At 69.7% G+C, this 25,877-nt stretch carries 19 protein-coding genes and 1 pseudogene; 6 read left to right on the forward strand and 14 right to left on the reverse strand.

Annotated elements, in window-relative coordinates; genetic code table 11:
• Positions 1-372: 372 nt before the first annotated feature.
• From ACFWXC_RS34970 to ACFWXC_RS34985, 4 genes are all read right to left on the reverse strand, one after another.
• On the reverse strand, positions 373-1,296 hold the full coding sequence (locus tag ACFWXC_RS34970; protein WP_384485027.1) for an RNA polymerase sigma-70 factor: 924 nt from the start codon (positions 1,294-1,296) through the stop codon (positions 373-375).
• A gap of 200 nt (positions 1,297-1,496) precedes the next feature.
• Positions 1,497-2,264 (reverse strand): SDR family NAD(P)-dependent oxidoreductase, encoded by a 768-nt coding sequence (locus ACFWXC_RS34975; protein ID WP_384485029.1) that lies wholly within the window; start codon positions 2,262-2,264, stop codon positions 1,497-1,499.
• Positions 2,265-2,421: 157 nt separating this feature from the next.
• A complete protein-coding gene (locus tag ACFWXC_RS34980) occupies positions 2,422-2,670 on the reverse strand; it encodes an NUDIX domain-containing protein (RefSeq protein ID WP_384485171.1) in 249 nt (82 codons plus the stop codon).
• Positions 2,671-2,838: 168 nt separating this feature from the next.
• The gene (locus tag ACFWXC_RS34985; protein WP_384485031.1) at positions 2,839-4,842 is read right to left on the reverse strand and encodes an ABC transporter ATP-binding protein; all 2,004 of its coding nucleotides are present in this window, start codon (positions 4,840-4,842) and stop codon (positions 2,839-2,841) included.
• An 879-nt stretch (positions 4,843-5,721) separates the two neighbouring features.
• Here ACFWXC_RS34985 and ACFWXC_RS34990 point away from each other — a divergent pair.
• Positions 5,722-6,720: a helix-turn-helix domain-containing protein gene (locus ACFWXC_RS34990; protein WP_384485033.1), complete on the forward strand. Its 999-nt coding sequence runs from the start codon at positions 5,722-5,724 to the stop codon at positions 6,718-6,720.
• Between the two features lie 143 nt (positions 6,721-6,863).
• Here the strand turns inward: ACFWXC_RS34990 and ACFWXC_RS34995 are convergent, their stop codons facing one another.
• A complete protein-coding gene (locus ACFWXC_RS34995; protein WP_384485035.1) occupies positions 6,864-10,241 on the reverse strand; it encodes a S8 family serine peptidase in 3,378 nt (1,125 codons plus the stop codon).
• A gap of 202 nt (positions 10,242-10,443) precedes the next feature.
• Between ACFWXC_RS34995 and ACFWXC_RS35000 the strand changes: the two genes are divergently transcribed.
• Both ACFWXC_RS35000 and ACFWXC_RS35005 read left to right on the forward strand, forming a co-directional pair.
• Entirely contained in the window at positions 10,444-10,572 is a 129-nt protein-coding gene (locus ACFWXC_RS35000) for a hypothetical protein (protein WP_384485037.1), read from the forward strand.
• A gap of 378 nt (positions 10,573-10,950) precedes the next feature.
• Positions 10,951-11,850 carry an NAD-dependent protein deacetylase gene (locus ACFWXC_RS35005; protein WP_384485039.1) on the forward strand — a complete coding sequence of 300 codons (900 nt, stop codon included), beginning with the start codon at positions 10,951-10,953 and terminating at the stop codon, positions 11,848-11,850.
• A gap of 429 nt (positions 11,851-12,279) precedes the next feature.
• Here the strand turns inward: ACFWXC_RS35005 and ACFWXC_RS35010 are convergent, their stop codons facing one another.
• The 3 genes and pseudogenes from ACFWXC_RS35010 to ACFWXC_RS35020 form a co-directional block, all read right to left on the reverse strand.
• On the reverse strand, positions 12,280-12,660 hold the full coding sequence (locus ACFWXC_RS35010; protein ID WP_384485041.1) for a toxin Doc: 381 nt from the start codon (positions 12,658-12,660) through the stop codon (positions 12,280-12,282).
• Positions 12,660-12,899: a hypothetical protein gene (locus ACFWXC_RS35015; protein ID WP_217553694.1), complete on the reverse strand. Its 240-nt coding sequence runs from the start codon at positions 12,897-12,899 to the stop codon at positions 12,660-12,662. Before ACFWXC_RS35015 ends, ACFWXC_RS35010 begins: the two co-directional genes overlap by 1 nt.
• A gap of 106 nt (positions 12,900-13,005) precedes the next feature.
• Positions 13,006-13,194 (reverse strand): annotated as a pseudogene (locus tag ACFWXC_RS35020) (ATP-binding protein); the annotation flags it as partial.
• A 140-nt stretch (positions 13,195-13,334) separates the two neighbouring features.
• Here ACFWXC_RS35020 and ACFWXC_RS35025 point away from each other — a divergent pair.
• Positions 13,335-14,690, forward strand: a complete 1,356-nt coding sequence (locus ACFWXC_RS35025; protein ID WP_384485043.1) for a mycothione reductase — start codon at positions 13,335-13,337, stop codon at positions 14,688-14,690.
• Between the two features lie 394 nt (positions 14,691-15,084).
• Here ACFWXC_RS35025 and ACFWXC_RS35030 read toward each other — a convergent pair whose 3' ends face one another.
• The gene (locus ACFWXC_RS35030) at positions 15,085-16,104 is read right to left on the reverse strand and encodes an alcohol dehydrogenase catalytic domain-containing protein (RefSeq protein ID WP_384485045.1); all 1,020 of its coding nucleotides are present in this window, start codon (positions 16,102-16,104) and stop codon (positions 15,085-15,087) included.
• 184 nt (positions 16,105-16,288) lie between these two features.
• Here ACFWXC_RS35030 and ACFWXC_RS35035 point away from each other — a divergent pair, with 184 nt between their 5' ends.
• Positions 16,289-16,861 (forward strand): TetR family transcriptional regulator C-terminal domain-containing protein, encoded by a 573-nt coding sequence (locus ACFWXC_RS35035; protein WP_384485047.1) that lies wholly within the window; start codon positions 16,289-16,291, stop codon positions 16,859-16,861.
• 477 nt (positions 16,862-17,338) lie between these two features.
• Here the strand turns inward: ACFWXC_RS35035 and ACFWXC_RS35040 are convergent, their stop codons facing one another.
• The 5 genes from ACFWXC_RS35040 to ACFWXC_RS35060 form a co-directional block, all read right to left on the reverse strand.
• The gene (locus ACFWXC_RS35040) at positions 17,339-18,370 is read right to left on the reverse strand and encodes an ABC transporter permease (RefSeq protein WP_384485049.1); all 1,032 of its coding nucleotides are present in this window, start codon (positions 18,368-18,370) and stop codon (positions 17,339-17,341) included.
• A complete protein-coding gene (locus ACFWXC_RS35045; protein WP_384485051.1) occupies positions 18,367-19,329 on the reverse strand; it encodes an ABC transporter permease in 963 nt (320 codons plus the stop codon). The genes ACFWXC_RS35040 and ACFWXC_RS35045 overlap by 4 nt, the downstream gene beginning before the upstream one ends.
• On the reverse strand, positions 19,322-20,839 hold the full coding sequence (locus ACFWXC_RS35050; RefSeq protein ID WP_384485053.1) for a sugar ABC transporter ATP-binding protein: 1,518 nt from the start codon (positions 20,837-20,839) through the stop codon (positions 19,322-19,324). The genes ACFWXC_RS35045 and ACFWXC_RS35050 overlap by 8 nt, the downstream gene beginning before the upstream one ends.
• A 1-nt stretch (position 20,840) precedes the next feature.
• Positions 20,841-21,938, reverse strand: a complete 1,098-nt coding sequence (locus tag ACFWXC_RS35055; protein ID WP_384485055.1) for an ABC transporter substrate-binding protein — start codon at positions 21,936-21,938, stop codon at positions 20,841-20,843.
• A gap of 142 nt (positions 21,939-22,080) precedes the next feature.
• On the reverse strand, positions 22,081-23,094 hold the full coding sequence (locus ACFWXC_RS35060; RefSeq protein ID WP_384485057.1) for a LacI family DNA-binding transcriptional regulator: 1,014 nt from the start codon (positions 23,092-23,094) through the stop codon (positions 22,081-22,083).
• Positions 23,095-23,252: 158 nt separating this feature from the next.
• Between ACFWXC_RS35060 and ACFWXC_RS35065 the strand changes: the two genes are divergently transcribed.
• Complete coding sequence (locus ACFWXC_RS35065; RefSeq protein ID WP_384485059.1) at positions 23,253-25,856, forward strand: PA14 domain-containing protein; 2,604 nt, start codon at positions 23,253-23,255, stop codon at positions 25,854-25,856.
• Positions 25,857-25,877: the final 21 nt, after the last annotated feature.

The raw sequence follows: 25,877 nt of genomic DNA on the forward strand, positions 1-25,877 counted from the left end.
CGTCGCGGTGCCGGGGGGGGGGATTTGTGTATCTGGGGGGTTACTTGTCAATAAACCTCGTCCAACCTTCCGTCCCGGGGGCTATCTGGGGCCCTGGGCTGGTCACCCCCCGCGTCGGAGGGTAGGGTCCCGGCTTCGCCCGGTCACGGCGTCGGCTGTGGCCGGTAGTCGCTCGCGGTTACGCAGCAGACCGGCGAAGTTTGGTCTCCGGATGGGGTAGACAGGCGCGGCGGTTGTCACCGCGTCGGCGCGGTTCGTGTCACCAGCCGCGCGCGAAGCAGATCCCTGTCACCGGCTCCGGCGCTGCCTCGGTCGCCTGAGCTCAAGCAGCAGCCCAGGCATCCCAGCCCTGGAGCGCGGTCTGTTCCTCGGTCAATCCGCGGGCCGGTGTGCCTGGTTCGCCTCGCGGAGGGCCTGCCAGGCGTCCGCCACAGGGCCGACGTGCCCGAGCTTGTCGGGGTTGTTCACCGTGCAGATCGTCTGGATCTGCCCATCGAGTACGTCAAGTGCCCAGGTGCTGAGGACTTGGCCATCTCGGTCGCGGAAGATCGAGCCCGGCTGGCCGTTCACCTGCTGCGGCTCGACAACGCCACCGCTCCTGATCACCAGCCGGACAAACGACGCCAGCGCCCGGAGGACGTTCTCGGCGCCAAGGATGACGGGCTTGAACTGCGGGGCCTTGCCGCCGCTGTCGCCGATCATGTGAACGTCGGCGGCCAGCAGCTCGGTCAGCCCGTCGACGTCTCCTTCGCGGAAGGCGTCGAAGAAGCGTTCGGCGAGTTTCTCGCGTTCCTTCCGGTCCGCCTCGAACCGGACCCGGCCCGCATCCATGTGACGGCGTGCCCGCACCGCGAGCTGGTGGCATGCCGCTTCCGACCGTCCCACGGCCGATGCGATCTCCGGGAAGCCGAAGGCGAACACCTCCCTCAGCACGAAGACCGCGCGCTCCAGCGGGGTGAGCCGCTCCAGCAGGAGCAGGGCCGCCATCGACACGGAGTCCGCCAGCTCCGCCGACCGCACCGGATCCTCGTACGGGTCGGTCAGCAGCGGTTCAGGGAGCCACGGTCCGACATATTCCTCCCGCCGGACACGGGCCGAGCGCAGCACGTCGATCGAGATCCGGGTGACCACGGTCGACAGGAACGCCCTGGCCGACACGGGCCGGGTGGAGGCGGCCTGGTAGCGCAGCCATGTCTCCTGGACCGCGTCCTCTGCCTCGCTCACACTGCCCAGGATCCGGTAGGCGATCGAGAACAGCAGCGGCCGCAACTCCTGGAACTCTTCTGTCTTCGTCACGCCGGATACTCCTTGTTTGTACGTACCTTGATCGGCCCTGGTGTACGGACCTGTTCCGGCTCCACTCGCACGTTCGACCGTCGAGCCCACACCCCCTGCAGATGCGTCCTTTCGCTGAAGCAGGACCGAACAAGGGGCCCCGCTTCCGATCGTGCGGAGGGGAAGCCGGACCGATACAGCGCAGCTGTCCGGGGCCACCATCACCAGGGCACTTGACCCTCCTCGCTGAAGAACCCTCCGGTCGGTCCGTCCGTGCCGAGCATGGCCAGGCGCACCACGGATGTGGCGCCCTGCGCGACCGTGAGGAACCCGGTGTGGTTGTTGCTGTCCGTGTCGACGAAGCCGGGGGCGACCGCGTTGACCAGGATGCCGTCCCTCCGTAGCTCATTGGCGTACTGCACGGTCAAGGCTGTCAGCGCGGTCTTGGACGGCGAATACGCGGCGGACGGCAGCAGTGCCGTGAAGGGGCCGCCCGGATCGCTGGTGAGAGTCAGCGACGCGGCGTGACTGCTGACGTTGACGACGCGGGGCGCTGGTGACCGCCGCAACAGCGGCAGCATGGCATTGGTCACTTGGATCACCCCGAAGACGTTGGTCTCGAACACCGCCCGGACCATGTCCAGGTCGACGGAGCTGGGGACCTGATCGTGGGCGTCTTCGGGCGACACCTGTCCGGAGCCGGTGATTCCGGCGTTGTTGATCAGTACGTCGAGATGACCGAAGCGCTCCTCGAGCTGCTTCGCGGCCTCTTGGACGGTGGCCTGGTCAGTGACGTCCAAGGTGACCGCGCGTGCATTGCCGCCGGCCGCGCGCACCGCCGCAGCGGCCTCCTCGCCGCGCAGCGGGTCTCTGGCCCCGATCACGACCGCCATGCCCAGCGCGGCGAGTTGCTCGGCAACGCCACGGCCGATCCCCTTGTTCGCCCCGGTGATCAGCGCGACCTCCTGGTGCGTGCTCTCCTCACTCATCATCTGCTCCTTGTTGTCGAGGCGGGTTCTTCTCAGAACCTGCATTCACAGCCTGAGACGAGACAGCCAGGCCATCTCTGACATGCGGGCACAAGGAGTTCTTCACCCAGGAGTGGTCCGGCCGAGGTCACGCAAGACCCGACTCCGCCGCGAGTGGTCACGCGCACCGAGGTGAGCGGGGTCCTCGGCCGGGTGCAGCTTGATCGTCGAGCAGAATCCGACCGGCCTCTTCACGTACCTCGTGCAACGCGGTGGCGAGCAGAGTGCGGTCGCCGGGCTCGACGTGGCCGCCAGGGGCAAGGACCAGACCGGTGGCCTTGGGGTATGTGCAGGACGCGCAGCTCCTGGTCGATGACGACCGCGCTGCACGTGATGTGCCCGGGCAGGGTGGCTCGGCTCGTGAGATCGGCTGCCGTCTCCTCCAGCAACGTCAACAGGCCCTGAGGCTGCGGGCGTTCCTCGGGATGGCGTGCGAGGTAGGTGTGGACGAGGTTGTTGACCTAGCTCAGGGCGGGCGGCACGGCGGGGGTCCTTCTGCGGGGGCTGGGGTCGGCCGGGCGAGCGCGGGCGGCCGTCACGTGCCGACCTCCTCGGTGACGGTGCGGGGCTGGTAGCCGGCGGCTTGGAGGGTGAACATGGCCGCGTAGGCGCCGCCTTGGGCCATGAGTTCGTCGTGGGTGCCGGATTCGGTGATACGGCCCTCGTCGAAGACATGGATCTGGTCGCAGTCGACGACGCTCGCCAGCCGGTGGGAGATCATGATGGTGATCTGGTCGTCGCGCAGCCGACCCCGGAGCACGGCCTCGTAGACGGCGTGTTCGGAGGGCGGGTCCATGCTGGCCGTGGGCTCGTCCAGGATCAGCAGCGGCGCCTTCTTGTACAGGCCCCGGCCCACGGCGAGTTTCGCCCACTGCCCGCCTGAGGGCTGGTGGCCTCCCTTGAACCGCTTCGACAGCAGTGTCTGCCACTGTTCAGGCAGGGCGGCGATGACCTGGTCGGCGCCGGACGCCCGCGCGGCGTCCATCGCCCGCTGAGGGTCGGCCCGGTCCAGGGTGCCGGTGGCGATGGTGATGTTGGACAGGGCGCTGAATGGGAAACGCACCGGTTCCTGGAGCACGCAGGCGACCTGCCGGTGCAGCGATGCCGCGTCCATCTCCCGCACGTCGACGCCGTCCCAGCACACGCTGCCCTGCCCCGTTTCGTACAGGCCGGCCAGGAGTTTGGCGAAGGTGCTCTTGCCGGAGCCGTTGAGACCGACGAACGCCGCCGTCTGCCCGGCATGCAGGGTCAGGGAGATTCCGTTCAGCGCCACTTCGCTCTTGCCCGGGTAGGTGAAATGCACGTCCCTGGCGGTGATCGTCTTCACCTGCTGGGGTGCCGACTGTCCGGTTTCGCGCTGGAGCAGTTTGCGGGAGTGCTCCTGCACGGCGAGGAGGTCGTCGACCCACAGGGCGTGCTCGTAGACGAGATGGGCGACGTCGACGAGCCGCGTCAGCGCGGACTGCCCGGCCTGGATCGCCAGAACGGCACCGGCCCCGGCCTGCAGAGGCAGCCATCCGGCGATCAGCATCGATCCCAGCACGGTGTAGGTGATGCCGGTGCCGATGCCGCCCACCGCCCGCCCGGCCAGGTTGATCAGCGCTGCGTGCACACCCAACCGCGTGTCCTCCTCCGCGATCTTCGTTGTCAGCCGATGGTGCTCGTCCAGCAGCGCGCCCTGGGCGGTGTCCACGCGCAGTTCCGGAGCCGCGTCCACGTCGATCAGCAGCCAGGAGAACACCCGCACCCGTCGCTGCAGCGCGTTCCACCGTTTGAAGGAGTGGAAGCGGGCCCGGGCGCTGCGGATGGCCGCCACGCCCACGGGAAACACGGACAGCAAGAGCAGCGGCAACAAGGCCGGGTGCAGGATGCTGAGAACTCCGGCGGTGCCGATGAGCGCGAGGGCGGCCGAGGCGAGAGAGATGACCTGCCCGACGATCTGGCGTGCGTAGAACAGGCCGCGGTCATTCGCCGGGTAGACCTCGTCATGCCACGTCGAGTCCTCGACGGCTTCCAGGCGGACGTGAGCGGTGAGCCGGAGGAACTCGCATTCGAGCGCGGTACGAATCTTGGGGGTGATCCGTGCCTGAGCGACCGCCACGGCGGTGTCCAGCAGCGTACGGGCGGCCAGGAACCCGACCACGACCAGGATCTGCGGGACGGCGGCGCGCACGCGGTCGGGGGTCGGGCCCTGGGAGAACAGGTGCTGCAGGACAGCGACCGAGGCGAGCAGACCGAACGCACTCATGGCGGCTGAGGTGAGCTGGCAGGCGATGACCACCGTGGTCGCCGCACGGTCGGCCTGCCAGGCGAGCCGCCCGATCAGCCGGGTGATCTTGGGCAGGCGGGCGAGGACCTGGTACACGGTGGCATTGGCAGAAGCGCCGTCGTGGACCGACCAGTACGTCTCCTCCAAATCGTCGGCCACATCACCGTCCTGCGGGCCGGCCGGCACCTCGGCCGGTGGCAGTGGAAGCGGGGCGGACCTCGGCGCCGGAACGTCGCTTCCCGCCTGGGCTCCATCCGTGGGCTCGCTCATGCCACCCACCTCGTATCCGGTTGTGCCCCGCGGCGAGCGAGGTCGCCGGCACACCGCACGGCAACGACGGAAAGACCAGTGGTGGGCTGCTGCTGTTCGAATCCGAGAGTCCGGCGCACAGGGGCGGGAACGGGATACACGGTGTCCTCCGTCTGGGGGTCGCAGTGGCACTGGTGCTCTAAAAAACGCGCCGGATTCGAAGGCGTCACGGCTATTTCGAGGCAATCCGCGAACTGACGTTCCGATACGGCCGGTTGCATGCGACGGACAGCTGGCGGCGGATTTCAAACTCGTTCGATCGGGGACGAGTCACTCCATTGGAGGCTTGCCGGCACGGGGGTCGGAGCTGGGTCCCTGCCCCAGATCAACTCTGGTGACGAGGGATGCGCGGCCTGCCGCCGTCCGAGTCCTCGGAGCGGCCCTCCGCGGCCAGACCCTCGCCCGGGTGCCGACTGAGGTCGGGAACCCAGCGCAAGGCCGGGGGAATCAAGCGAAATCCAGAGGAATCCCTCGGACGGGCTCCTCCGGATCTGCCCAGGAAAGCACGGCCGCTGGGGACCGATCCCGATCTGCGCCCTGCACGGTGTCCACCGCACCAGTGCGGGAGCAGGGTGACGGCGGTGCGTCTGCCCGGTGGCGGCGAACTGACGCTGTACGAACCTCGCCACCCCGTGGCCCACAGTCTGTGACACTCGAGCGGCCCAGCCCGGGTCCACCGGATGTGCTGACGGCACCGCCCCGTCATGGTGAACCAGATCGCCGGTGGCAGCCGTCGTGGTGCCTGGTTGCGAGGGGTGGTGAAATCATCCGCCGGGACACCCGCGTTCTCCGCGCGGGAACCCGGGCGGAGGCGGCCCGACTGGTGAGAAAGGTGACGACATGCTGGAGACGGTGGGGCTGACGGCCGACGAGAGCGAGGTGTACCGCCTTCTGGTCGCCACCGGGACGGCGTCCGCTCAGGACATCTCCGGCCGCTCGGACCTCGACGTCGTGACCGCGCGGCTGCTGCTGTGCGCGCTGGAGGACAAGGGCCTGGCGTCGGCGGTCGAGGACAGTCCCGAATGGTTCACGGCCGTGCCGCCGCAGATGGCCCTCATGCCCCGGCTCCAACGCCACTTCGACGCCCTGGAGCAGACCCGGGCCGCCGTCTACGAACTGGCGGAGACACATCGCCGCAGCGCATGGGCCCGGAGCACGGGCGAGGCCGTCGAGATCATCATCGGCGCGGCGGCACTGCGCCAGCATCTGCGCCAGCTCCAGCACGGCGCCGGCCGCGAGATGATGTGGTTCGTGAAGGCCCAGTACGTGGCCATGTCCCCGGAGAGCAATCAGGAGGAGTTCGACGCGCTGGACCGGGGCGTGCTCTACCGGGCCCTGTACGAGCAGGCGTACTTCGACGACCCCGACTCGGTGGACTACGTCGTCAAGGGCGTGTGCGCCGGAGAGGTCGCCCGGGCGGTGCCTCTGCTGCCGCTGCGGATGGCGATCGCCGACCGCTCGGTGGCCATCCTGCCGCTGGCCCCCTCGGGCACGTCCGGCAACCCCCGGGAACTCCGGGCCGCGGTGGTACGGGAGAGCAGCCTGCTGGACGCGCTCATCGCCCTGTTCGAACACCACTGGGAGATCGGTGCCCCGCTCCGGGTGACCGAGGAGGGCCAGATCGGCGGCGCCGGCACCACGGATGCCGCCTCGCCGGTCGGGGAGGACCGGCACCTGCTCTCCCTGATGGTCGCCGGCATGACGGACGAGGCGATAGCCGGGCAGTTGCGGGTCAGCAAGCGCACCGTCCAGCGACGCATCCAGGGCTTGATGAGCCTGGCGGGCGTCGCGACCCGTATGCAGCTGGGCTGGCACGCGGCGCGCCGCGACTGGCTCTGAGCACCGCGGACGCCGAAACGCACAGGTACAGGGCCCGCCGGACGTGTCCGGCGGGCCCTGACCCCGTTCGTCCGGCCGCTGCGGCCGGGCTGCGCCACTCGCGGAAGCAGTCACTCGAGGACGCGGCTGCTCCGCGAAGACGGCTACTTGAGCAGGTAGCCCTTGATGACGGTCTCCTTGAAGGAGTTGCCCGCCGCGTCCTCGACGTGGACGCGCAGGCTGACCGAGCCGCCCGCGGCGCGGCGCGGGTGCTCCACGGTCACGGTGCGCTCCATGCCGGAGCCCTTGACCCGCACCGACTGCCAGGTCTTCCCCTCGTCGAAGGAGACCTCGGTGGTGAAGACGCGGACGGGCGACACCGGGGCGCCGGGCGTCCGCTGGATCAGGACCGGGATGTCGAGCCCCCGGCCGGCCTCGGCCCGGTTCCACTCGTCCAGCTTCGGCGACATACGGACCGCGTACAGCGGCAGCGCCTTCCGGGTCGCCGTGGTCCCCGACCGGAACCGCCATTCCGCCCGCACACTCGTGGAGACGGAGCTGGGGGCCATGTCACGGTTGTGCTCGACCGTCAGACGGTAGTCGGCGGGGGTGGCGTCGGCCGGGACGTCGCTCATGCTCCAGTCCTGGGAGACCAGCTCGCCGTTGCGCCACAGCTTCACCTCGGGCAGGCCGGTCGTGGTGTCGGCCACCAGGTCGAGGTTGCCGTTCGCGGCCGACAGGAAGGGCCGGTACATCGTGTCGCCCTCGCGGAAGGCGGCCATCTGGGACGAGAGGCCCACGGCCTGAATAGCGCCGTTCCAGCGCTCCTCGACCCGGGAGCCGGCCCGGTAGCCGTGCAGGTCGCTCAGGTAACTCTGCCCGCGCGCGTCCGGGTCGAAGATGTTGTTCTGGTCGAAGGCCGCCTGCCAGCGCAGGCCGTCGGCCGCCGAGAAGTAGTCGACGCGCCGGGTCGGGACCGGAATTCCCTCCATCGCCCGGCCGCTGAAGCGGATGTTGTCGACGTACGTCCACACGATGCGGGTGGCCGTGGTTCCCGGCGTGGTGGCGGCGAACGTGGTGTTCACCCTGGCCAGCTCCGACTTGCGGGGGTGGTAGGCGGGATCCGCCGGAATGGCACCGTGCACCGGTCGCGTGAGGTAGTAGACCGAGGCGGGATTCCCGTCGGGGCCGGCCGGGTCGCCCCAGACGCTGGTGACGAGGTAGGTGAACTTCGAGTCCTTGTCCCGGGCCGTCGGCACCGCGTACACGCCATCGATGTGGTCGGTGCCGATCGCGTTGTACATGGTGACCGAGAGCAGCTGGTCGGCCATGCTGATCGTGCCGATCTCGGCCGACATGATGCGCGCGGAGCGGCTCGGTGCCGACACCGTGACGGGCTTCGCCTTCCGGGCGTCGATGGTCACCTGCCGGTCGGCGCTCATCACGACCTTCGGCACGCCGACGATGGTGCCCTCGGTGAAGGAGGCGTCGAAGTAGAAGCCGCTCACCGAGTAGGTGTCCTTCGGCAGCCGCACCACCGTGCTGCTCCTGCCGAGTGCCTCGACCTCGTACGCCTTGCCGTCGGCCGAGTTGACCAGCAGGTAGGCGTTGTCGGGGGCGGCGCCCGTGCGGCTCTTCATGCCGATGCGCAGGTCGTACGACGGCTGCTCGACGTCCATGCCGAACGGGACGCGCACCGACACCTGGTCGTCCGCGGTGCTCGCGGTCACCACACCGCTGTACGCGGTGTACGTCGTGGCGGCTTCCGGGGTCGCGGTGAGGGTGACGTCTGCCGTTCCGTGCGCGGGCACGGTGACCCTGTCGGCGCTGAGCCGGAACAGGCCGGCGGGGGCGGGCACGTCCTTCTTCCCGCTGCTCGGGTCGTCCTTCAGCTGCAGGGTGACCGGCGCGGCGCCCGGGTTGCGGTAGGTGAGGGTCTTGGTCACCGGGGGCCGATTGCCGTCCGTCCAGCGGATCAGCCCGAAGTCCAGTGCGGTGGTGTCGGCGGTGACGTCCTGGTCGACCGCCCGGGCGACGTCAACGCGTCCGGCGCCCTGGAAGTAGGCGCCGTGCTCCTTGGCGCCGGTCGCCGACTGCATCAGCTGGCGCTTGACCTGCTCCGCCGTCCAGTCGGGGTGCTCCTGGAACAGGAGGGCGGCGGCTCCGGTCACATGGGGCGTGGCCATGGACGTGCCGCTCATCGCGACATAGCCGTCGTCGGCGGTGGTGCCACCCGCCCTCGCGGCGACGACGTTGACGCCGGGGGCGATGATGTCCGGCTTGAGGCCGGAGTCGCCCACCCGCGGGCCGACCGAGCTGAAGACGGCGAGGTCGTCGTCCTCCTCGGCCGCGCCGACGGCCAGCGCCCGGTCGTCGGAGGCGGGCGAGGAGACCTTGCCGGGACCGCTGTTGCCGGCCGCGGCCACGACCAGCGTGCCGTAGTCGCGGGTCACGGTGTCGACCATGGCCTCGAGGGCGTCGGTCTCCGGTGTGTCCGTGTCGCCCAAGCTGAGGTTGATCACCTTGGCGCCGTGCTGGGCGGCCCAGGCCAGTCCCTCGACGATGTCGGAGTTGTCGCAGTTTCCGTCCGCGGTGCACACCTTGCCGGACAGGATCCGCACACCGGGTGCCACACCCTTGTACGTGCCGTCCGAGGCCGCGCCGGAACCGGCGACCGTGGAAGTCACGTGGGTTCCGTGGCCGTTCAGGTCGTCGGTGTTCGGCTCGGTGGTGAAGTTCGCGGACTCGGTGACGAGGCCCTTGAGGTCCGGGTGGTCGGGGTCGTAACCGGTGTCGAGCACGGCGACCTTGACGCCGGTGCCGGTGTAGCCCTTCTCCCAGGCGTGCGGGGCGCCGATGCGCGGCACCGTGCTGTCGAGCTGGATCCTTGAGTGACCGTCCAGCCAGACCCGGCGCACACCCGCCCCGAAGGAGGTGGCGTCCGCGCGGCCGGGGGCGATGCCCTTCCAGAACCCGGCCGCGTCCGCGCGGTGTTCGCCGAGGGTCGCGAAGGGGGTCCCGTCGATGGGGCGGACGGTGTCGGCACCGGCGGCGGTCAACTGTCGCCGGGCGGTGCCCGCGTCCCCGGCGTACTCGACGATCAGCGGCAGGCTCGACCGCTGCGCGTACTTGCCCCGGACCAGGGCGGAGACGTTGAACAGCGCCTTGTCGATGCGGCCCGTCGCGAGCAGCGGGAGCGTGTCGGCGGGTATGACCGTCCAGTCGCGACCGGCCTGGCGCTTGATGAACGCGACTCGTTCGCGGCCCTCGGCGGGCTCGACCGACACGCTCTCCTTGCCCGAGGTGTCCGTCTCCAGCGTGACGCGGTCGCCGGTGATCAGGGTGAGCTGATGCCGGGAGATGATCGGCGACCGGGCCGCTCCGGCCTGCGCGGCGGATTCCGTGCGCGCGGTGTGCGGGCCGAGGTCCTGAGCGGCGCCGGGGGCGGCGGTCAGACCGGCCACGAGCGCCACGAGGGCGGCGGCCGCCGCCGGATGCCGAAGCCGGGGAGGACGGATCCCGCGGCGCCACCTGTTGTTCATGTCTCTCATGGGAGGACAGCGTGGTGCCGTCAAGTGCCGAGGTCAGCAGTTTGCCCTGTCCACTGGGCGTCAAGTCACCTTTACGCCAACCCCCATACCCCGCAAAAAGGTCAGACGTGGCCAGCCTGGCGTCTATTGGATGAACCGCCCATGCTGCTCCCCCTGTGGTGTCAAGCCGGCGCGGAACCTGACCGAGCAGGCGGTGGCCACGGCCATCGACTCCGCCGGCCGACTGCCGCAACTGCCGTTGATCCGGAACGAGTTCGCCGCGATCGCCGACCGGGCGGCGAAGGACCAGATGACCTACCGGGGTTCCTCGCCGAGCTGCTGATGACCGGGTGCGACGACCGATTGCGACACCGCGCGGAACGGTGGATCAAGGCCGCCGGGTTCCCCCGGGGCACGGACCGAAGCGTCCGCCAAGGCTGGCTGACCGCGACGGAATCAGGGCCGACAGCCCACCCCCGCCCAGGCGACGGGCCGTCGGCCCGAGACGCTCCAGTAGGCTGCGCCGGCCATGGACACGCGCCCCGAACCCGAGGAGACCCGGCACAGCACAGACGCTTCCGGTCCGCCGATCCGGCAGCTCTTCCGGGACGTCATCGCCGATCGCTCAACGGCTTCGAGACGAGCACCGGGGCCGTCATCCGCTTCTTCGGCACCCACCTGCGCCGGGCCTGAGCCGCCGCCGACTCCGTACCCTGGCGGCATGCGCATGCGCCCCACCCTGAGCTGGACCCCCGCCGCGGATCTGCCGCCGGGCACCACCGACCTGCAACCGGTCGTCGACGCGCTGAGCACCGGCGGTGTGCTGGTGCTCAGCGGCGCGGGCATCTCCACGGAATCAGGCATCCCGGACTACCGGGGCAAGGACGGGAGCCTGAGCCGGCACACCCCGATGACCTACCAGGACTTCACCGGCAGTGCCCACGCGCGGCGCCGCTACTGGGCGCGCAGCCACCTCGGCTGGCGCACCTTCGGCCGCGCCCTCCCCAACGCTGGACACCGGGCCGTGGCCGCTTACGCACGGCACGCCCACGTCTCGGGTGTGATCACCCAGAACGTCGACGGCCTGCACCAGGCCGCCGGCAGCGAGGGCGTCGTGGAACTCCACGGCAGCCTCGACCGGGTCGTCTGTCTCTCCTGCGGCGCCTTCAGCCCGCGCCGCGAACTCGCCCGGCGGCTGGAGGCCGAGAACCCCGGCTTCGACCCGGTGGCCGCCGGGATCAACCCGGATGGGGACGCCGACCTCACCGACGCGCAGGTCGGGGATTTCCGCATCGTGCCCTGCGCCGACTGCGGCGGCGTACTCAAACCAGACGTGGTGTTCTTCGGCGAGGCGGTTCCGCCACAGCGCGTCGAGCACTGCCGCCGGCTGGTCCGTGAAGCGTCCTCGCTGCTGGTCCTGGGCTCGTCACTTACGGTGATGTCCGGGCTCCGGTTCGTCCGCCAGGCGCACCAGGAGGGAAAGCCGGTGTTGATCGTCAACCAGGACCCGACTCGGGGCGACCCGCACGCCCTCACCCGGGTCGCGCTCCCCCTGGGATCGGCCCTGACCACCGTGGCCCACCGGTTGGGCATCCCGGTCGGCGGCGGGTCTGCGGAGTGAGGCGCCCTCCGGCGAGTATCCGCAGCCGATACCGCGGGATCACCTCGAGGGCGGCGCCGGCACCGTTGACTTTGGTGAAGGAAGACATGGCACTTGGCAGCCGATCTGAACTGGCCGGGGGAAGCGTGCAGACCACGAGTACGCACGTGACTTCGTCAGCGGGAACGGGCTGTTGAAGGAAGCGTCGTACGAGCACACCGAGGACTGTCCGGCGCGCGTCATCCCTGTCCGACGACTGATCGACACGGGACAAGAGCGAGCCCTTGAGGAGATCGTTCGCGTCAACGGCACGCCGGGAGACGGGATGCAGCAGGTCACGCAACCGTCAGGCGAGACCTCCAGGTGAGCGGTCACAGCCGTTTCCCCTGATTGGGAGGGCAAAGATCAGCAGGCCACGACTGCCCTGTCCATTCCACACCAGTACGGGTGCTACAGCTTCCAGCTCCGCAGCTGGTCGGCGACGTCCTGGACGCTGATACGGGTGTCGCGGACCTTGCGGACCAGGTCGGACAGGGCGCCGTAGGGAGAGTCGATGCCTTCGCCGGCCTGCGCCATGTACTGGGCGGCGATGAACGCGGCGTACAGGCTGTTGCGGTGCGGGAGCGGCTCCAGGCGCACGATGGTGTGCAGCAGGGCCGCGGCGCGCCAGGCCGTGTCCGGGTCGGCTGTCGCGAGGGTGGGCATCCGGGTCTTGTGGCGGGCGACGGCGGCGACCAGCGCGGAGTAGTCCGCCACGGTCAGGTCGTCGTGGCCGAGCGCGTTCTCCTGGACGTCCAGCAGCCAGGAGACGTCGATGTAGAGGGGCGGCATCAGGCGGCAGCAGCCCCGTTGCCGCGTTCGGCGGGCGGCACTTCGTCGGGGAAGGCCTCGTCGAACTCGCCGCGCAGACGCTCGGCCCATTCGGTGGCGCCCGCGACGAACTGTTTGCGCTGCATCTCGCGGATTCCGAGGTCGTGCAGGTACTGCTTGAGGCTCTTGCCCTCTGCGGCGGCCGCAGCCCGCACACCTTCGAGTTCCTCTTCGGTGAAGGACACGTTCAGGGATGGCATACCCGTGATGGTACCTAGTTGGTGCCGGTCCGTGAAGCGGGATACCGGACCTGCCCTCCGGCACCAATTGCGGACGACCGGCCGCGGCTTCCACGGGCCACCATCATCACGGTGCGTGCGTCTCACAAAGATGGCCTTCGGCCTGCAGTTCAAACCACATGGTCTTGCCGGTGGCCGTCCGGATACTGCCCCAGACGTCCGCGAGCAGGTCGAGGAGCTCGATGCCCCGGCCGTTCTCCGCATCTGGGTCGGCGACGCCGCGTGCGGGGCTGGAGGACTCCGTGTCCTCGACCTCGCGCCAGCCGCGGGCCGGGCCGCCCTTAAGTCCGGCAGTGGTGGAAGGCAGCGTATGCGGACAGAATTGTGATCAGTAGGACCGCAATCTCACAGCTAAGCGCCGCAAGGCCGGTGTCCCGCCCACGGAAGGTGGAAGACATGCGGCACTACGATCTCGTCATCCTGGGAGCAGGCAGCGGCAACATGCTGCTGTCCGAGGAATTCGGTCGCCTGCGGACCGCCATCGTCGAACCGGACCGATTCGGCGGCACGTGTCTGAACCGGGGGTGCATACCGAGCAAGATGTTCGTCGTCGCCGCGGACGCCGCCGAGGGCGCGCGGGCGGCGCGGCGCCTCGGCGTCCACGCGAGCGTCTCGCACGTCGACTGGAAGTCCGTCCGGGACCGCGTGTTCGACCGCATCGATCCGCTGCACGAGAGTGCGGTGGAGTACCGCAGAGGCCAGGGCGTCGACGTGTTCACCGAGGCGGCCCGATTCGTCGCCCCGAAGGTGCTGGAGGTCGGGACGGAGCGGATCACCGCCGAGACGTTCGTCGTCGCGATCGGGTCGCGACCGGTGGTGCCGGACATCCCCGGCCTCGACACCGTCGCCTTCCACACCTCCGACACGATCATGCGGATCGACGCCCTGCCCGCGTCCATGCTGGTGCTCGGCGGCGGCTTCATCGCGGCCGAGTTCGGCCACGTGTTCGCGTCGTTCGGCGTGGACATCACGATCGTGCAGCGCGGTCCACGCCTGCTCATGGCGGAGGACGAGCAGGTGTCGCAGCGCTTCACCGAGCTCGCCTCACAGCGGCACCGTGTGATGCTCGGCGCCAAGGTCACCTCGCTCGGACCGAAGGGGGACGGCGTGGCGGCGCTGGTGGCGTGTCCGGACGGTGAGCACGCCGTCGAGGCCGACATGCTGCTGGTGTGCGTCGGCCGCAGACCCAACACCGACCGGCTGCGGGCCGTCGACGGCGGGCTGGAGCTGGACGAACACGGTCACATCGTCACCGACGACGCCTACCGCACGTCCGTGCCCGGGGTGTGGGCACTCGGCGACGTGGTGAACCACTTCCAGCTCAAGCACGTGGCGAACGCCGAGTCGCGGGTGGTGCGGCACAACATCCTCCATCCGCAGGACGTGCGGACGCTGCCGAACCGGGTGGCGCCGCACGCGGTGTTCACCAGCCCGCAGATCGCCAGTGTCGGTCTCACGGAACAGGAGGCGCGGCGGCGCGGCATCGAATGCCTGGTGAGTGTTCGCGACTACGCCCAGACCGCCTACGGATGGGCCCTGGAGGACACCACCAGTTTCGTCAAAGTCCTCGCGAGTCCGGCCGATCGCATGCTCCTGGGCGCGCACATCATCGGGCCCCAGGCCGCGACGCTCATCCAGCCCCTGATCCAGGCCATGTCCCTGGGACTGACGGTGGACCGGATCGGGCACGACGTCCTGTACATCCACCCGGCTCTGACAGAGGCCGTCGAGCAGGCGCTGCTGGACCTGTAGTCAGGCGTTGCGGACGGGATACACCGAGGGAAGGGGACGCCCAGCCCGCGGACGGTCTCTGTGCCGGGCCGGCGTGCCGCGGGCGGGCGGGAGCGGCACGCTCGTGCGAGGCAAGGCCACCGGCGGGACCCGCGGGTGGTCGCCGGGTGAGGTTGAAGGTGATGTGGCGTTCGGTGGTGCCCGCGGGGACGGTGCGGGCCCGGTGCCGAGACCCGCCGTCACCGGCGACGTGTCCCGAGAACCGCACGGCACGAGACCCGTACGTCCGGGACCCGCGCGGCCCTCGGCACGGTATGGCCGACGGCCTCGGCGACCGCTCGCGGAGCCGGACCGCCGGGACCGTGCGGCCCACGCAGGAGGGGTGCGCCGGGTCCGGCAGCGACAACGAGGACGATCAGGCAGCGACGTCGAGGACGACGCGGAACCGCGCCTTGCCGGAGAGCATCCGCTCGTAGGCGTCCATGGCCCGCTCGAAGGGCATCGTCTCGATGGCGGGCCGGATGCCGTGGGCCAGGGTGAAGGCGAGGTTGTCCTCGTTCTCGATCGATGAGCCGGTCAGGCTGCCGACGATGCTCCGGGTACCGAAGATCAGGTCGGCGGTGGCCACCGACAGCGGGTCGGGCGCGGCACCCACGACGACGAGCTTCCCACCGGGGGCCAGACCGCGCAGCAGCGGGTTCATGGACGCGCCGCTCGACGCCGTGGCGACGACGAGCGAGGCGCCGCCCAGGTCGGCCAGCGCCGCGCCGGGGTCGGTCTCCGAGCTGTCGATGTACTCCTGAGCGCCCAGCTCACGGGCGAGCGGCTCCTTGTCCTTGCCGCGAGCGACGGCGGCGACCCGGTATCCGAGGCTGCGCGCGTACTGGAGGGCGAGGTGTCCCAGCCCGCCGATGCCCTGCACTGCCACCAGACTGCCCGCCCGGACGGAGTCCTGCTGGAGCGCGGAGAAGGTGGTCAGTCCGGCGCACAGCAGCGGGGCGGCCTCGGCCGCGGGCATGCCGTCGGGGATGCGGACCAGTCCGCTGGCGCGCGCGTAGGTCACCTCGGCGTAGCCGCCGTCGACGTTCGTGCCGGTCTGCCCCTGGTCGAGGCAGTTGACGAAGTCGCCCCGGCGGCACGGCTCGCACTCCCCGCAGTGCCCGTTCAGGAAGCCGACCCCGACGCGGTCGCCGGGGTGCCAGGCGGTGACGCCGGGCCCTACGGCGTCGATCACGCCGACGATCTCATGGCCGGGCACGATCGGACTCGACGGGTCGGCGCGCAGGCCCTCCACGGCGAGGACGTCGGAGTGGCAGACCCCGCAGGTCTCCACTCGGAGGCGGACGTGCCCGGGCGCCGGGTCGGCCAGCTCGCGCTCGACCAGCCGCAGGTTGTGGACACCGGTGGCCTCGAAGGCTCGGTAGGTCGTGGACATGGAGGCTCCTTCGTATCGCCCGACCGGCAGGGACCGGCGGGGCTCAGTGTGACGACGTTCCATTCAATATGACCAGTCGTCTTAAGCGGCGTCAAGCCCAGCCACCCAAGGGTGCGCGGGCCCGCACAACCCGGGCTTGACAGCGACCAAGACGACCGGACATATTGAGAGGGAGGTGATCAGAATGGCACGCGCATCCAAGCGCGAGGAGATCGCGCAGGCGGCACTGGAGCAGTTCCGTACCAGGGGCTTCAACGCCACCGGCATCAGCGACATCACCTCGGCCGCCGGCGCACCGAAGGGTTCTTTCTACAACCACTTCGCCAGCAAGGAGGACTGCGCCCTGGAAGCGCTCAACCGCTATGCCGCCGGTCTGCGCTTCGACATGCTCGACACGGCCGAGCGTCCTCCGCTGGAACGGCTCCGGACGCACTTCGAGTTCATGGGCTCGGACACGGTGGGCAGCGGCTTCGTCCGCGGATGCCTGGTCGGCAATTTCGGCGCCGAGGTGGCCGACCACTCCGAGGAGATCCGCTCGGCGGTCCAGCGCGGCTTGCAGCAGTGGGCCTCGCTCATCGCGCGCGTGCTTGCCGAGGCCCAGGAATCGGGCGAGGTCAGCGCCTCGCTCGACGTGTCGGCGACCGCGCTCTTCGTCCTCAGCGCCTGGGAAGGTGCCCTGATCGCGGCCCGCGCCGACAAGTCCTCCGCCCCCATCGACGCGTTCTTCCACATGGTGTTCGACGTCGTGCTGCGCTGAGCCTGCCTGTCACCGTCGCGGCTGCTCTTCGAGAGGGTCGAGAGGGTTGTCATCCCTGGGGTGCGTGTTCGTCCCGGACGTGTCATGGCTGACCCTCCGGGAGTCTGCAGCCTGTCTCGGGCCGGCGGAAGAGTGAGTGTCGCCCCGACGCCTGTACTTTAGTTTGCGGGTTGACTCCCCCTCCCCCCCCCCCGGGCCGGGCGGGGCCCCTCTCCCTCCACGCACGGCAGATGGAACGCTGGTGCACCGGTCAATGTCCTCGAAGCCGCCGTCCCCCACGTACTCCGTCCGGATCAACGTCGGTGACAGGACTTCGAAGCGGACGTCCTGCACGGTCACGCCAGAGGGGGGTCCGGCCGGCTCCCGGTGTCCGCTGCCCCCACGCCCGGGTGACCAGGCAGAGTCCCAGTGCCGCTATGGCCACCGTCCCGACGACGGGGCGACCCAGCCGGCGGCGGGTTCTCGGCAAGGAAGGCTTCACAGGACTCTCCGTCTGCGGCCCAGCCACGTCTGGGCAACCACCACCACGGCCAGGAAGGCTCCGCTGACGACCTGCTGGTAGGCCGAGTCGAGCGACCCGATCTGGTTGATCACGTTCTGGATGACCTTCAGCAGCAGCACCCCGACGAGGGAACCGCTGATGAAGCCGAAACCTCCGCTGAGCAGCGTGCCGCCGATGACCACGGCCGAGATGGCCTCCAGTTCCATGCCGCTGCCGAGAATGGTCACGCCGGACAGCAGCCAGGCCGCGTTGAGTGCGCCGGCGAGCCCGGCGCACAGGCCCGAGAGCGTGTAGACGGAGATCTTCGTACGGGCCACCGGTGCGCCCATCAGGGCTCCCGCGTCCTCGTTGCCGCCGACCGCGTAGACGTACTGCCCGAATCTGGTCCGGCGCAGGACGACGGCGCCGAGCACGAACAGTGCCACGGTGATCCACACGGGCACTCCGACGCCACCCAAGGAGCCCTGTCCGAGGGTGGCGAAGAAGGAGTCCTTGTCGACGAGATACGTCTTCGAGCCCTCGTCGGTGATGGCCAGGAGGATGCCCCGGGCGCCCAGCATCGCCGCCAGGGTGACGATGAACGGCGCCAGCCGGACGCGCGCGATCAGTACTCCGTTGACCAGGCCGATCAGTCCGCAGACGGCGAGCGGCAGCAGCAGGGCCACCGCCGTGCCGTACTGCGAGCCCCAGGCGGCGAGGACGCCGCCGAGGGCGAACAGCGAGCCCACTGACAGGTCGATGCCGCCGGTGACGATCACGAACGTCATGCCGAGGGCGACCACGGCGAGGAACGCCGAGGACAGCGCCATGTTCTCCAGGTTGTCGCCCGTCAGGAAGGTGCCGAAGCTCAGCGATGCCACGGCCATGGCGATCACGAGGGTGACCAGGGCGCCGTGTTGCTGCGCGAGCCCGCTCAGCCGCTCGGAGCGGTTCGTGCGCTCGGGACCGGCGCCCTTGCGGCTCACGGTGTCGGTCGGCATTCCGGCCTCTTCGGTCTGCGTGGTCATCGCCTGCCTCGTTCCCGGGCCGCGTAGACGGCGAGGACGATCACCACGGCCTGGGCGATCTGGGTCCACGACGGCGGCAGATCGTGCTTGATGAGGGTGGTGGTGAGCAGCTGGATGAGCGCGGCACCCGCGACGGTTCCGCCGATACGCACCCGTCCGCCGCTGAGCGGGGTGCCGCCGACGACCACGGCGGTGATGGCGGACAGTTCCATCAAGGTGCCGAGGGAGGTGGGATCGCTCGCGGAGAGGCGGGCGGTGGCGAGCACGCCCGCGATCGCGGCGAGGGCGCCGGAGCAGACGTAGACCACGACCAGGACCCGGCGTACCGGGAGTCCGGCGAGCCGGGCCGCCGGGCGGCTGTCGCCGATCGCCAGGACCTGCCGCCCGAAGGTGGTGCGGCGCATCACGAACGCGACCAGCACCGCGAGCGCCGCGGCGATGAGGACCAGGTAGGGCATGCCCAGGACGGCGCCGGAGCCGAGTGCCGCCAGGCCGGGGTCGTGTACGTCCTTGAGCTGGGGCAGCAGGACCAGGGCCAGTCCGCGGCCGGCGACCATCAGGGCGAGGGTGGCGACGATGGGCTGGACGCCGACGAACGCGATCAGCGCGCCGTTCGCGACGCCGACCACGGCTCCCGCGATCACCGCGATCAGCGTGGCGATCCAGGGACCGTAGCCGAGGTAGAGCGAGAGCAGGGAGGTGGCCAGGGCCATCACCGAGCCCACCGACAGATCGACGCCCTCCGTGCCGATCGCCAGCGCCATGCCGAGCGCGACGATCACGACGGGGGCGACCTGGACGGCTTGGGTGCGGAAGTTCTCCGAGGAGGCGAAGTGGGGGGTGAAGGCGAAGTTGAACAGCAGGAGTACCAGGACGCCGGTGTACACGCCGTAGTCCTGGAGCAGGCGCAGCAGCCGGGTACGGTCCAGCGCGCCGCGCCCGAGGGTGAGTTCAGTCATCGCTTTCTCCAGCGGGTACGGCGGCGATGGCGCGCATCAGCTCGCCCTCGGTGACCGCGTCACCGGTCAACTCATGGACCACGACGCCGTCCTTGAGGACCACCACGCGGTCGCTGCCCTCGATCAGTTCCTCGGTGTCGGAGGAGATCAGCAGCACGGCGAGGCCGTCGTCGGCGAGTTCGTCGATGAGTGCCTGCACCTCGGCCTTGGCGCCGACGTCGATGCCGCGGGTCGGCTCGTCCAGGAGCAGGACCTTGGGGTGCAGGGCGAGCCAGCGGGCCAGCAGGACCTTCTGCTGGTTGCCGCCGGAGAGTTCGCCGACCTTCTGGTGCGCTCCCGCGGCCTTGATCCGGAGCCGTTTCATGAACGTCTCCACGATCCGGTCGACGCGGGCGTCGTCGACGAGGCCGAAGCGGGACAGCCCGGGCAGCGCGGCGAGCGCGATGTTCTCGCGGACCGACAGGCCCGGCAGGATGCCCTCGCTCTTGCGGTCCTCCGGCAGCAGGCTGATGCCGGCGCGGATGGCGGCGGCGGTGGAGCCCGCCCGTACCGGGACGCCGGCGACGACGACCCGGCCGGTGTCGGTGGGCAAGGCCCCGGCGATGGCCTTCGCGGTCTCGCTGCGGCCGGAGCCGAGCAGCCCGCCCAGGCCCACGACCTCGCCGGGCCGGACCGCCAGCGACACGTTGTGCAGACTGTGACGTACCGTCAACTCGATTGCGGTCAGCACTGGTTCGGCGTCTGTGTCGTGCGAGCCGGTGAACTTGGTCATGCCCTCCGCGCGCACCTCGCCGATCTCCCGGCCGAGCATCATGGCCACCAGCCGCAGCCGGTCGAGGTCGGCGAGCGGGCCGGTGTGCACGACGCGGCCGTCGCGCAGGACGGTGATCGTGTCGCAGAGTTCGTACAGCTCGTCCATGCGGTGGCTGACGTAGACGACCGCGACGCCGCGCTCGCGCAGCATGCGGATCACCTCGAACAGGGTCTGCACCTCGCGTGGTTCGAGGGAGGAGGTCGGCTCGTCCATGATGACGACGCGGGCCTCGACGGCGACGGCACGGGCGAGCGCGACCATCTGCTGGGTGCCGACGCCGAGTTCGCGCAGCGGCCGGTGTACGTCGACCCGGATGCCGAGTCCGCGCAGTGCCTCGTCGGCCTCGCGGTGCATGCGCCGGAAGTCGATCAGGCCCAGCCGCCCCAGCGGTTCGCGGCCGAGGAACAGGTTGCGGGCCACGCTCATCAGCGGGACGAGGTTGACCTCCTGGTAGATGGTGGAGATACCGGCCTGCTGGGCCTGCAGCGGTGTGGTGAAGCGGACCGGTTCTCCGTCGTACCTCACCTCGCCGTGGTCGGGCCGGTACACCCCGGTGAGCACCTTGATGAGCGTCGACTTGCCCGCGCCGTTCTCGCCGACGAGCGCGTGCACCTCCCCGGCGCGCGCGGTGAAGTCCACGTCGGACAGCGCGCGCACGCCGGGGAAGGTCTTGGACAGCTGGGTGACCGAGAGCACGTCAGTAGGCCTTGCCGAGGTCCGACCGGGCGTTGCTCTTGTCGTACGCGCTGTCCTTGATAACGATGTCCTGCCCGACCTTCTCGCCCTTGGTGAAGGTGTCGAGGGTCTGGAAGGCGAGCGGCCCGAAGCGCGGGTTGGACTCGATCACCGCGTAGATCCAGCCGTCCACGATGCTCTGTACGGCGTTGCGGGTCCCGTCGATGGTCACGATCTTGACGTCGCCGGCCTTCTTGCCCGCGCCCTTGAGGGCGTTGACGGCGCCAAGACCCATCTCGTCGTTCTCGGCGTAGATCCCGGTGATGCCGGGCTTGGACTGGATGAGGTTCTCGGTGACCGACTGGCCCTTCTCGCGGGCGAATTCGCCGGTCTGACGGAACACGACCTTCAGGCCGGGTGCCTTCTCCTTGATGCGGTCCTCGAAGCCCTTGGTGCGTTCGGTGGTCACGTTGTTGCCGGCCGCGCCGAGGAGGATGGCGATCTCGCCCTTGCCGCCGGTCGCTTCGATCATCCGGTCCGCGGCCCGTTGGCCCTGCTCGACGAAGTCGGAGCCGATGAAGCTCACATAGTCTTTGCAGGCCGCTGCGTTGATCTTGCGGTCGATGGTGACGATCGGGATGTGCCTGGCGCCCGCGGCGCGCAGCACCGGCTCCCAGCCGTCGGAGTTGAGCGGGGCGATGACCAGCAGGTTCGCGCCCTTGGCGATGAGGTCCTGGACGTCGCTGATCTGCTTGGAGAACTGCGACTGGGCGTTGGCGGTGAGCAGTTTGACGCCCTGCGCCTTGGCTTCGGCCTTGATGGAGGCGGTCTCCGCGATCCGGAAGGGGTTGGCCTCCTTCTCGGACTGGGAGAAGCCGACGGTGGCGCTTTTCAGGTCGAGTTTCTGTCCGCCGTAGGCGTCGATGGTGCAGGTCGGGCCGGAGGCGGTGCCGGGCGAGGCGACCACCTGGCCGGCGTCGTCCTGCTGCGAGGCGGAGGGCTTCGTGTCCGAGTCGTCCTCGGACTTGGTGCATCCGGTCGCGAGCGCGAGGCTCGCGACGAGGCCGGCGGCGAGAAGTGTTCGAGCGGAGGTGCGACGGGCAAGTGCGGTGGGCTTCATGAGTGTCCCCAAACGGCACGGCCCCGGAGCTGAGAGCGCTCTCGGGGAGGCTTGCTCTTGCGTCAACTCGGCGTGCTCGTCGTTCAGGGGAGGTTTTTACATCGTTGGAAGAGGCGTGTAAAGCCTTCCGTCCGAAATCTCGTCACCGTCGGCCCAGGGTGCTCTCCCGCTCGACGAGCTCGAACTTCGCGGTCAGTTCGCGCCCGCCGGGCTCCTCGCGGCCCGAAAGACTGCGCAGCAGCGAGGCGACGGCCATCCTCGCGATGGCCTGCTTGTCCGGCGACACCGTCGTCAGGGTGACGGCGCCGAAACGCCCCTCCGCGATGTCGTCGAAACCCACCACCGCCACGTCCCAGGGCACCCGCAGACCCCGCTCGTGCAGCACCCGCATCGCCCCGATCGCGATCAGGTCGTTGAAGGCGAAGACGGCGTCCGGACGCACGCCGGAATCCAGCAACTCGGCCATCGCACGCGCCCCGTCGTCCCGGTCCCAGCCGCCGACCGGCACCACCAGGCCGTCCGGCGCGGGCACCCCGGCCGCCGCCAACTCCGCGCGCCAGCCGTCCAGTCGCAGGTGGGCGGGCTGGTTCACGGAGTCGGTGCGCACGCCGAGGTAGGCGATCCGGGTCCGGCCCCGGCCCAGCAGATGACGCACCGCGCACCGGGCCGCCGCCACGTTGTCGATCGCGATGTGGTCGAAGGGCAGGCCGTACTCGCGCTCGCCGAGCAGCACCAGCGGTACGTCGCCGGACCGGCCCCGCAGATCCTCGGCCTCCAGGGTCAGTGGGCTGAGGATCAGCCCGTCGATCACACCGCCCCGGAATCCCTGGCTGACCAGGATCTCCTGTTCGCGCTCGCCGCGCGTGTGGTCGAGCAGGACGGTGAACTCGTGCTCCGTGGCCGCGTCGATCACGGCGCCGGCCAGCTCCGCGAAGTACGGGTTGCCGAGCTCGGGAACGGCGAGCGCGATGATCCCCGTCCGGCCCTTGCGCAGATGTCGCGCGGTCAGATTGGGCCGGTAGCCCAGCTCGTCGATCGCCGCCTGCACCCTGGCGCGCGTGGCCGGGGTGACGTGCGGATAGTTGTTCACCACGTTGGACACGGTCTTGATCGAAACGCCCGCGCGTTCCGCCACGTCCCTCAGGCTGACCCGCAAGGGATCTCCTCAGCATCGATAAAAGGCCTCGTACCCCGGGGATTGTCATGCCCCTGGACAGAGGCCGAGAGCCGTGCTCTCATGCCAACTGCCGTTCCTTCCAACGTTGTACAGACAGAAGCAACGAGCCGCCACCCTTCCTCACCCAAGGAGGATTCGTGCGCATCAAACCTCTCGGACAACGCCTCGCCCTGCTGCTCGCCGCGGCACTGGGCCTTGCCGGCCTCACCGCGGCACCCGCCGCCACCGCGGCCGACGATCCCGTCGAAGTCCACGGCCTCAAGGGCGAGTACTACACCCAGTCCGCCCCCGGCGCCTTCGACTTCCACGAGCTCAAAGCCACCGGGTTCGACCCGAACCTCGACTTCGACACCCTGGAGCCGCGTCTGAACTTCGCCACCGGTCAGTCGGACGACGTCAGCGTCCGCTGGACCGGGAAGATCGTCCCGGAGAAGACCGGCCCCACCACCTTCTCGATCATCGGCGACAACGGCTTCCGGCTGTGGGTCGACGGGAAGACGGTCATCGACCACTGGGTGGACGACTGGGACCGCGAACAGACGGGCCAGCCCGTCGAGTTGACGGCGGGCAAGGCCTACGACATCAAGGTCGAGTACTTCGAGCACTACGGTGGCTCCAACCTCCACCTGCGCTGGACCCCGCCCGGCGGCACCAAGACCGCCGTACCTCAGTCCGCGTTCCGCCTGCCCGACGGCTTCGACTACGACGGAGCCGTCTCCACCGACGTCCTGGCGAGCGGCCGTACCCTCGCCCTCGGGTTCGCGCAGCCGCTCAGCGCGCCGCCGGCCGGTCTCAGCGAGCACCTCGACGCCGTGATCGGGGGCGCCGCCTGGCCTCTGGGGGATGCCCGGCTGGACTCCACCGACCCCCGGAAGCTGCTGATCAGGCTGAAGGAGCCCGTCGTCGGCAACAAGACCGGCACCGCGTCCGGTGTCGCCGACGTGCGCTACGACGGTCAAGGCGGCCTGACCGGCACGGGTGGCAACGTTGTCAGCTCCTTCTGGAGCAGCGGTGCCAACAGGTCGACGTACGAGTTGCGCACCGAGTGGGCCGACAAGGTCGGGCCGGGCAACGCCCACCCGGAGTACCCGAGGCCCCAACTCACGCGTGACGCCTGGCAGAACCTCAACGGCACCTGGCAGTTCGCGGCGGCCACGGCGGGAGAACAGCCGCCGGTGGGCAGGAAGCTCGGCGAGAAGATCCTCGTCCCGTACCCCGTCGAGTCGCAGCTGTCCGGGCTCGAACGGCACGAGGACCGCATGTGGTACCGGCGTACCTTCACGGTCCCCGCCGGCTGGAAGATCGGCTCCGGCAAGAGGCTGCAGCTGAACTTCGGCGCGGTCGACTGGCGAGCGGAGGTGTATGTCAACGGCACCAAGGTGGCCGAACACCAGGGCGGGTACGACAAGTTCAGCGCCGACGTCACCGACGCCCTCAAGCCCGGCCGCACCCAGGAGCTGATCGTCGGCGTCTACGACCCCACCGACGCGGCCGACGGCGAGAACCCGCCGGTGGGCAAGCAGCGCCTGGATCCCAGCGGCATCTGGTACACGCCGACCTCCGGTATCTGGCAGACGGTGTGGATGGAACCGGTGGCCGCCGACCACGTCGACCAGCTCAAGCTCACCCCCAACGTCGACGCCGGCACTCTCACCGTCGAGCCGCAGGGCGTCCGCGACGGCCTGCCGGTCACGGCGACGGCCTACGAGGGCAAGCGCGAGGTGGCCACCGCCACCGGCCGCAGCGGCGAACCCCTGACCCTGCGCATCCGGAACCCGCGTCTGTGGTCCCCCGACGACCCGTTCCTCTACGACCTGAAGGTGAGCGTCGGGGCCGATCGTGTCGGCAGTTACTTCGGGATGCGGTCGGTCAAGGTCGAGAAGGTGAACGGTGTCCCGCGCACCCTCCTCAACGGCAAGCCGGTCTTCATGATGGCCACTCTGGACCAGGGCTTCTGGCCGGACGGCCTGTACACCGCCCCGACGGACGAGGCTCTCGCCTACGACCTGAAGATGCACAAGAACATGGGCTTCAACGCGGTGCGCAAGCACATCAAGGTCGAGCCCGACCGCTGGTTCTACTGGGCCGACCGGCTCGGTTTGATGGTGTGGCAGGACATGCCCGCGACGACGGCCGGAGTGAACCCGTCCGCCCAGGCGCGCGCCGAGTACGAGCGCGAGATGAAGCAGATGATCGACGAGCACTACAGCAGCCCGTCGGTCGTCATGTGGGTCACCTTCAACGAGGGCTGGGGCCAGTACGACATGGCCCGCATCGCCGACCAGGCCAAGTCCTGGGACCCGACCCGGCTGGTCAACTCCATGTCCGGGCTGAACCTCGGCGGCGACGGCGGCACCGGCGACATCATGGACGAGCACGGCTATCCCAGTCCGGCCCTGCCGCCCCATCCCGACGGTCAACGTGCCCTGGTCAGCGGTGAGTACGGCGGCCTCGGCCTTGCCGTACCGGGACACGCCTGGTCCGTGCAGCAGTCGTACGTCGACGTCGACCCGGCGGCCTACACCGACGACTATCTGGCCAAGCTCGCCGAGGTCCACGCGCTGGCCTGCAAGGGCGGCAACGGCGCGGTGTACACCCAGATCTCGGACGTCGAGGGTGAGCTCAACGGCCTGCTGACGTACGACCGCAGGGTCGTCAAGCCCGACGTCCAGCGGCTCAGGACGGCCCAACAGGCGCTGATCTCCGACGCGTCACGGGCCACCCCGGCCGGGTGCGCCTGACGGCCGCCCGGAGCCGGCGAA

Origin of the sequence: Streptomyces sp. NPDC058683, from assembly GCF_042716195.1 — a bacterium.
Taxonomy (GTDB): Bacteria; Actinomycetota; Actinomycetes; order Streptomycetales; family Streptomycetaceae; genus Streptomyces.

Excerpts from the sequence above, each read along its gene's own strand:
- ACFWXC_RS34975 (WP_384485029.1), bottom strand. The coding sequence starts at position 2,264 with ATGAGTGAGGAGAGCACGCACCAGGAGGTCGCGCTGATCACCGGGGCG.
- ACFWXC_RS34985 (WP_384485031.1), bottom strand. The coding sequence starts at position 4,842 with ATGAGCGAGCCCACGGATGGAGCCCAGGCGGGAAGCGACGTTCCGGCG.
- ACFWXC_RS34990 (WP_384485033.1), top strand. The coding sequence starts at position 5,722 with ATGCTGGAGACGGTGGGGCTGACGGCCGACGAGAGCGAGGTGTACCGC.
- ACFWXC_RS34995 (WP_384485035.1), bottom strand. The coding sequence starts at position 10,241 with ATGAACAACAGGTGGCGCCGCGGGATCCGTCCTCCCCGGCTTCGGCAT.
- ACFWXC_RS35005 (WP_384485039.1), top strand. The coding sequence starts at position 10,951 with ATGCGCATGCGCCCCACCCTGAGCTGGACCCCCGCCGCGGATCTGCCG.
- ACFWXC_RS35010 (WP_384485041.1), bottom strand. The coding sequence starts at position 12,660 with ATGCCGCCCCTCTACATCGACGTCTCCTGGCTGCTGGACGTCCAGGAG.
- ACFWXC_RS35015 (WP_217553694.1), bottom strand. The coding sequence starts at position 12,899 with ATGCCATCCCTGAACGTGTCCTTCACCGAAGAGGAACTCGAAGGTGTG.
- ACFWXC_RS35025 (WP_384485043.1), top strand. The coding sequence starts at position 13,335 with ATGCGGCACTACGATCTCGTCATCCTGGGAGCAGGCAGCGGCAACATG.
- ACFWXC_RS35030 (WP_384485045.1), bottom strand. The coding sequence starts at position 16,104 with ATGTCCACGACCTACCGAGCCTTCGAGGCCACCGGTGTCCACAACCTG.
- ACFWXC_RS35035 (WP_384485047.1), top strand. The coding sequence starts at position 16,289 with ATGGCACGCGCATCCAAGCGCGAGGAGATCGCGCAGGCGGCACTGGAG.
- ACFWXC_RS35040 (WP_384485049.1), bottom strand. The coding sequence starts at position 18,370 with ATGACCACGCAGACCGAAGAGGCCGGAATGCCGACCGACACCGTGAGC.
- ACFWXC_RS35045 (WP_384485051.1), bottom strand. The coding sequence starts at position 19,329 with ATGACTGAACTCACCCTCGGGCGCGGCGCGCTGGACCGTACCCGGCTG.
- ACFWXC_RS35055 (WP_384485055.1), bottom strand. The coding sequence starts at position 21,938 with ATGAAGCCCACCGCACTTGCCCGTCGCACCTCCGCTCGAACACTTCTC.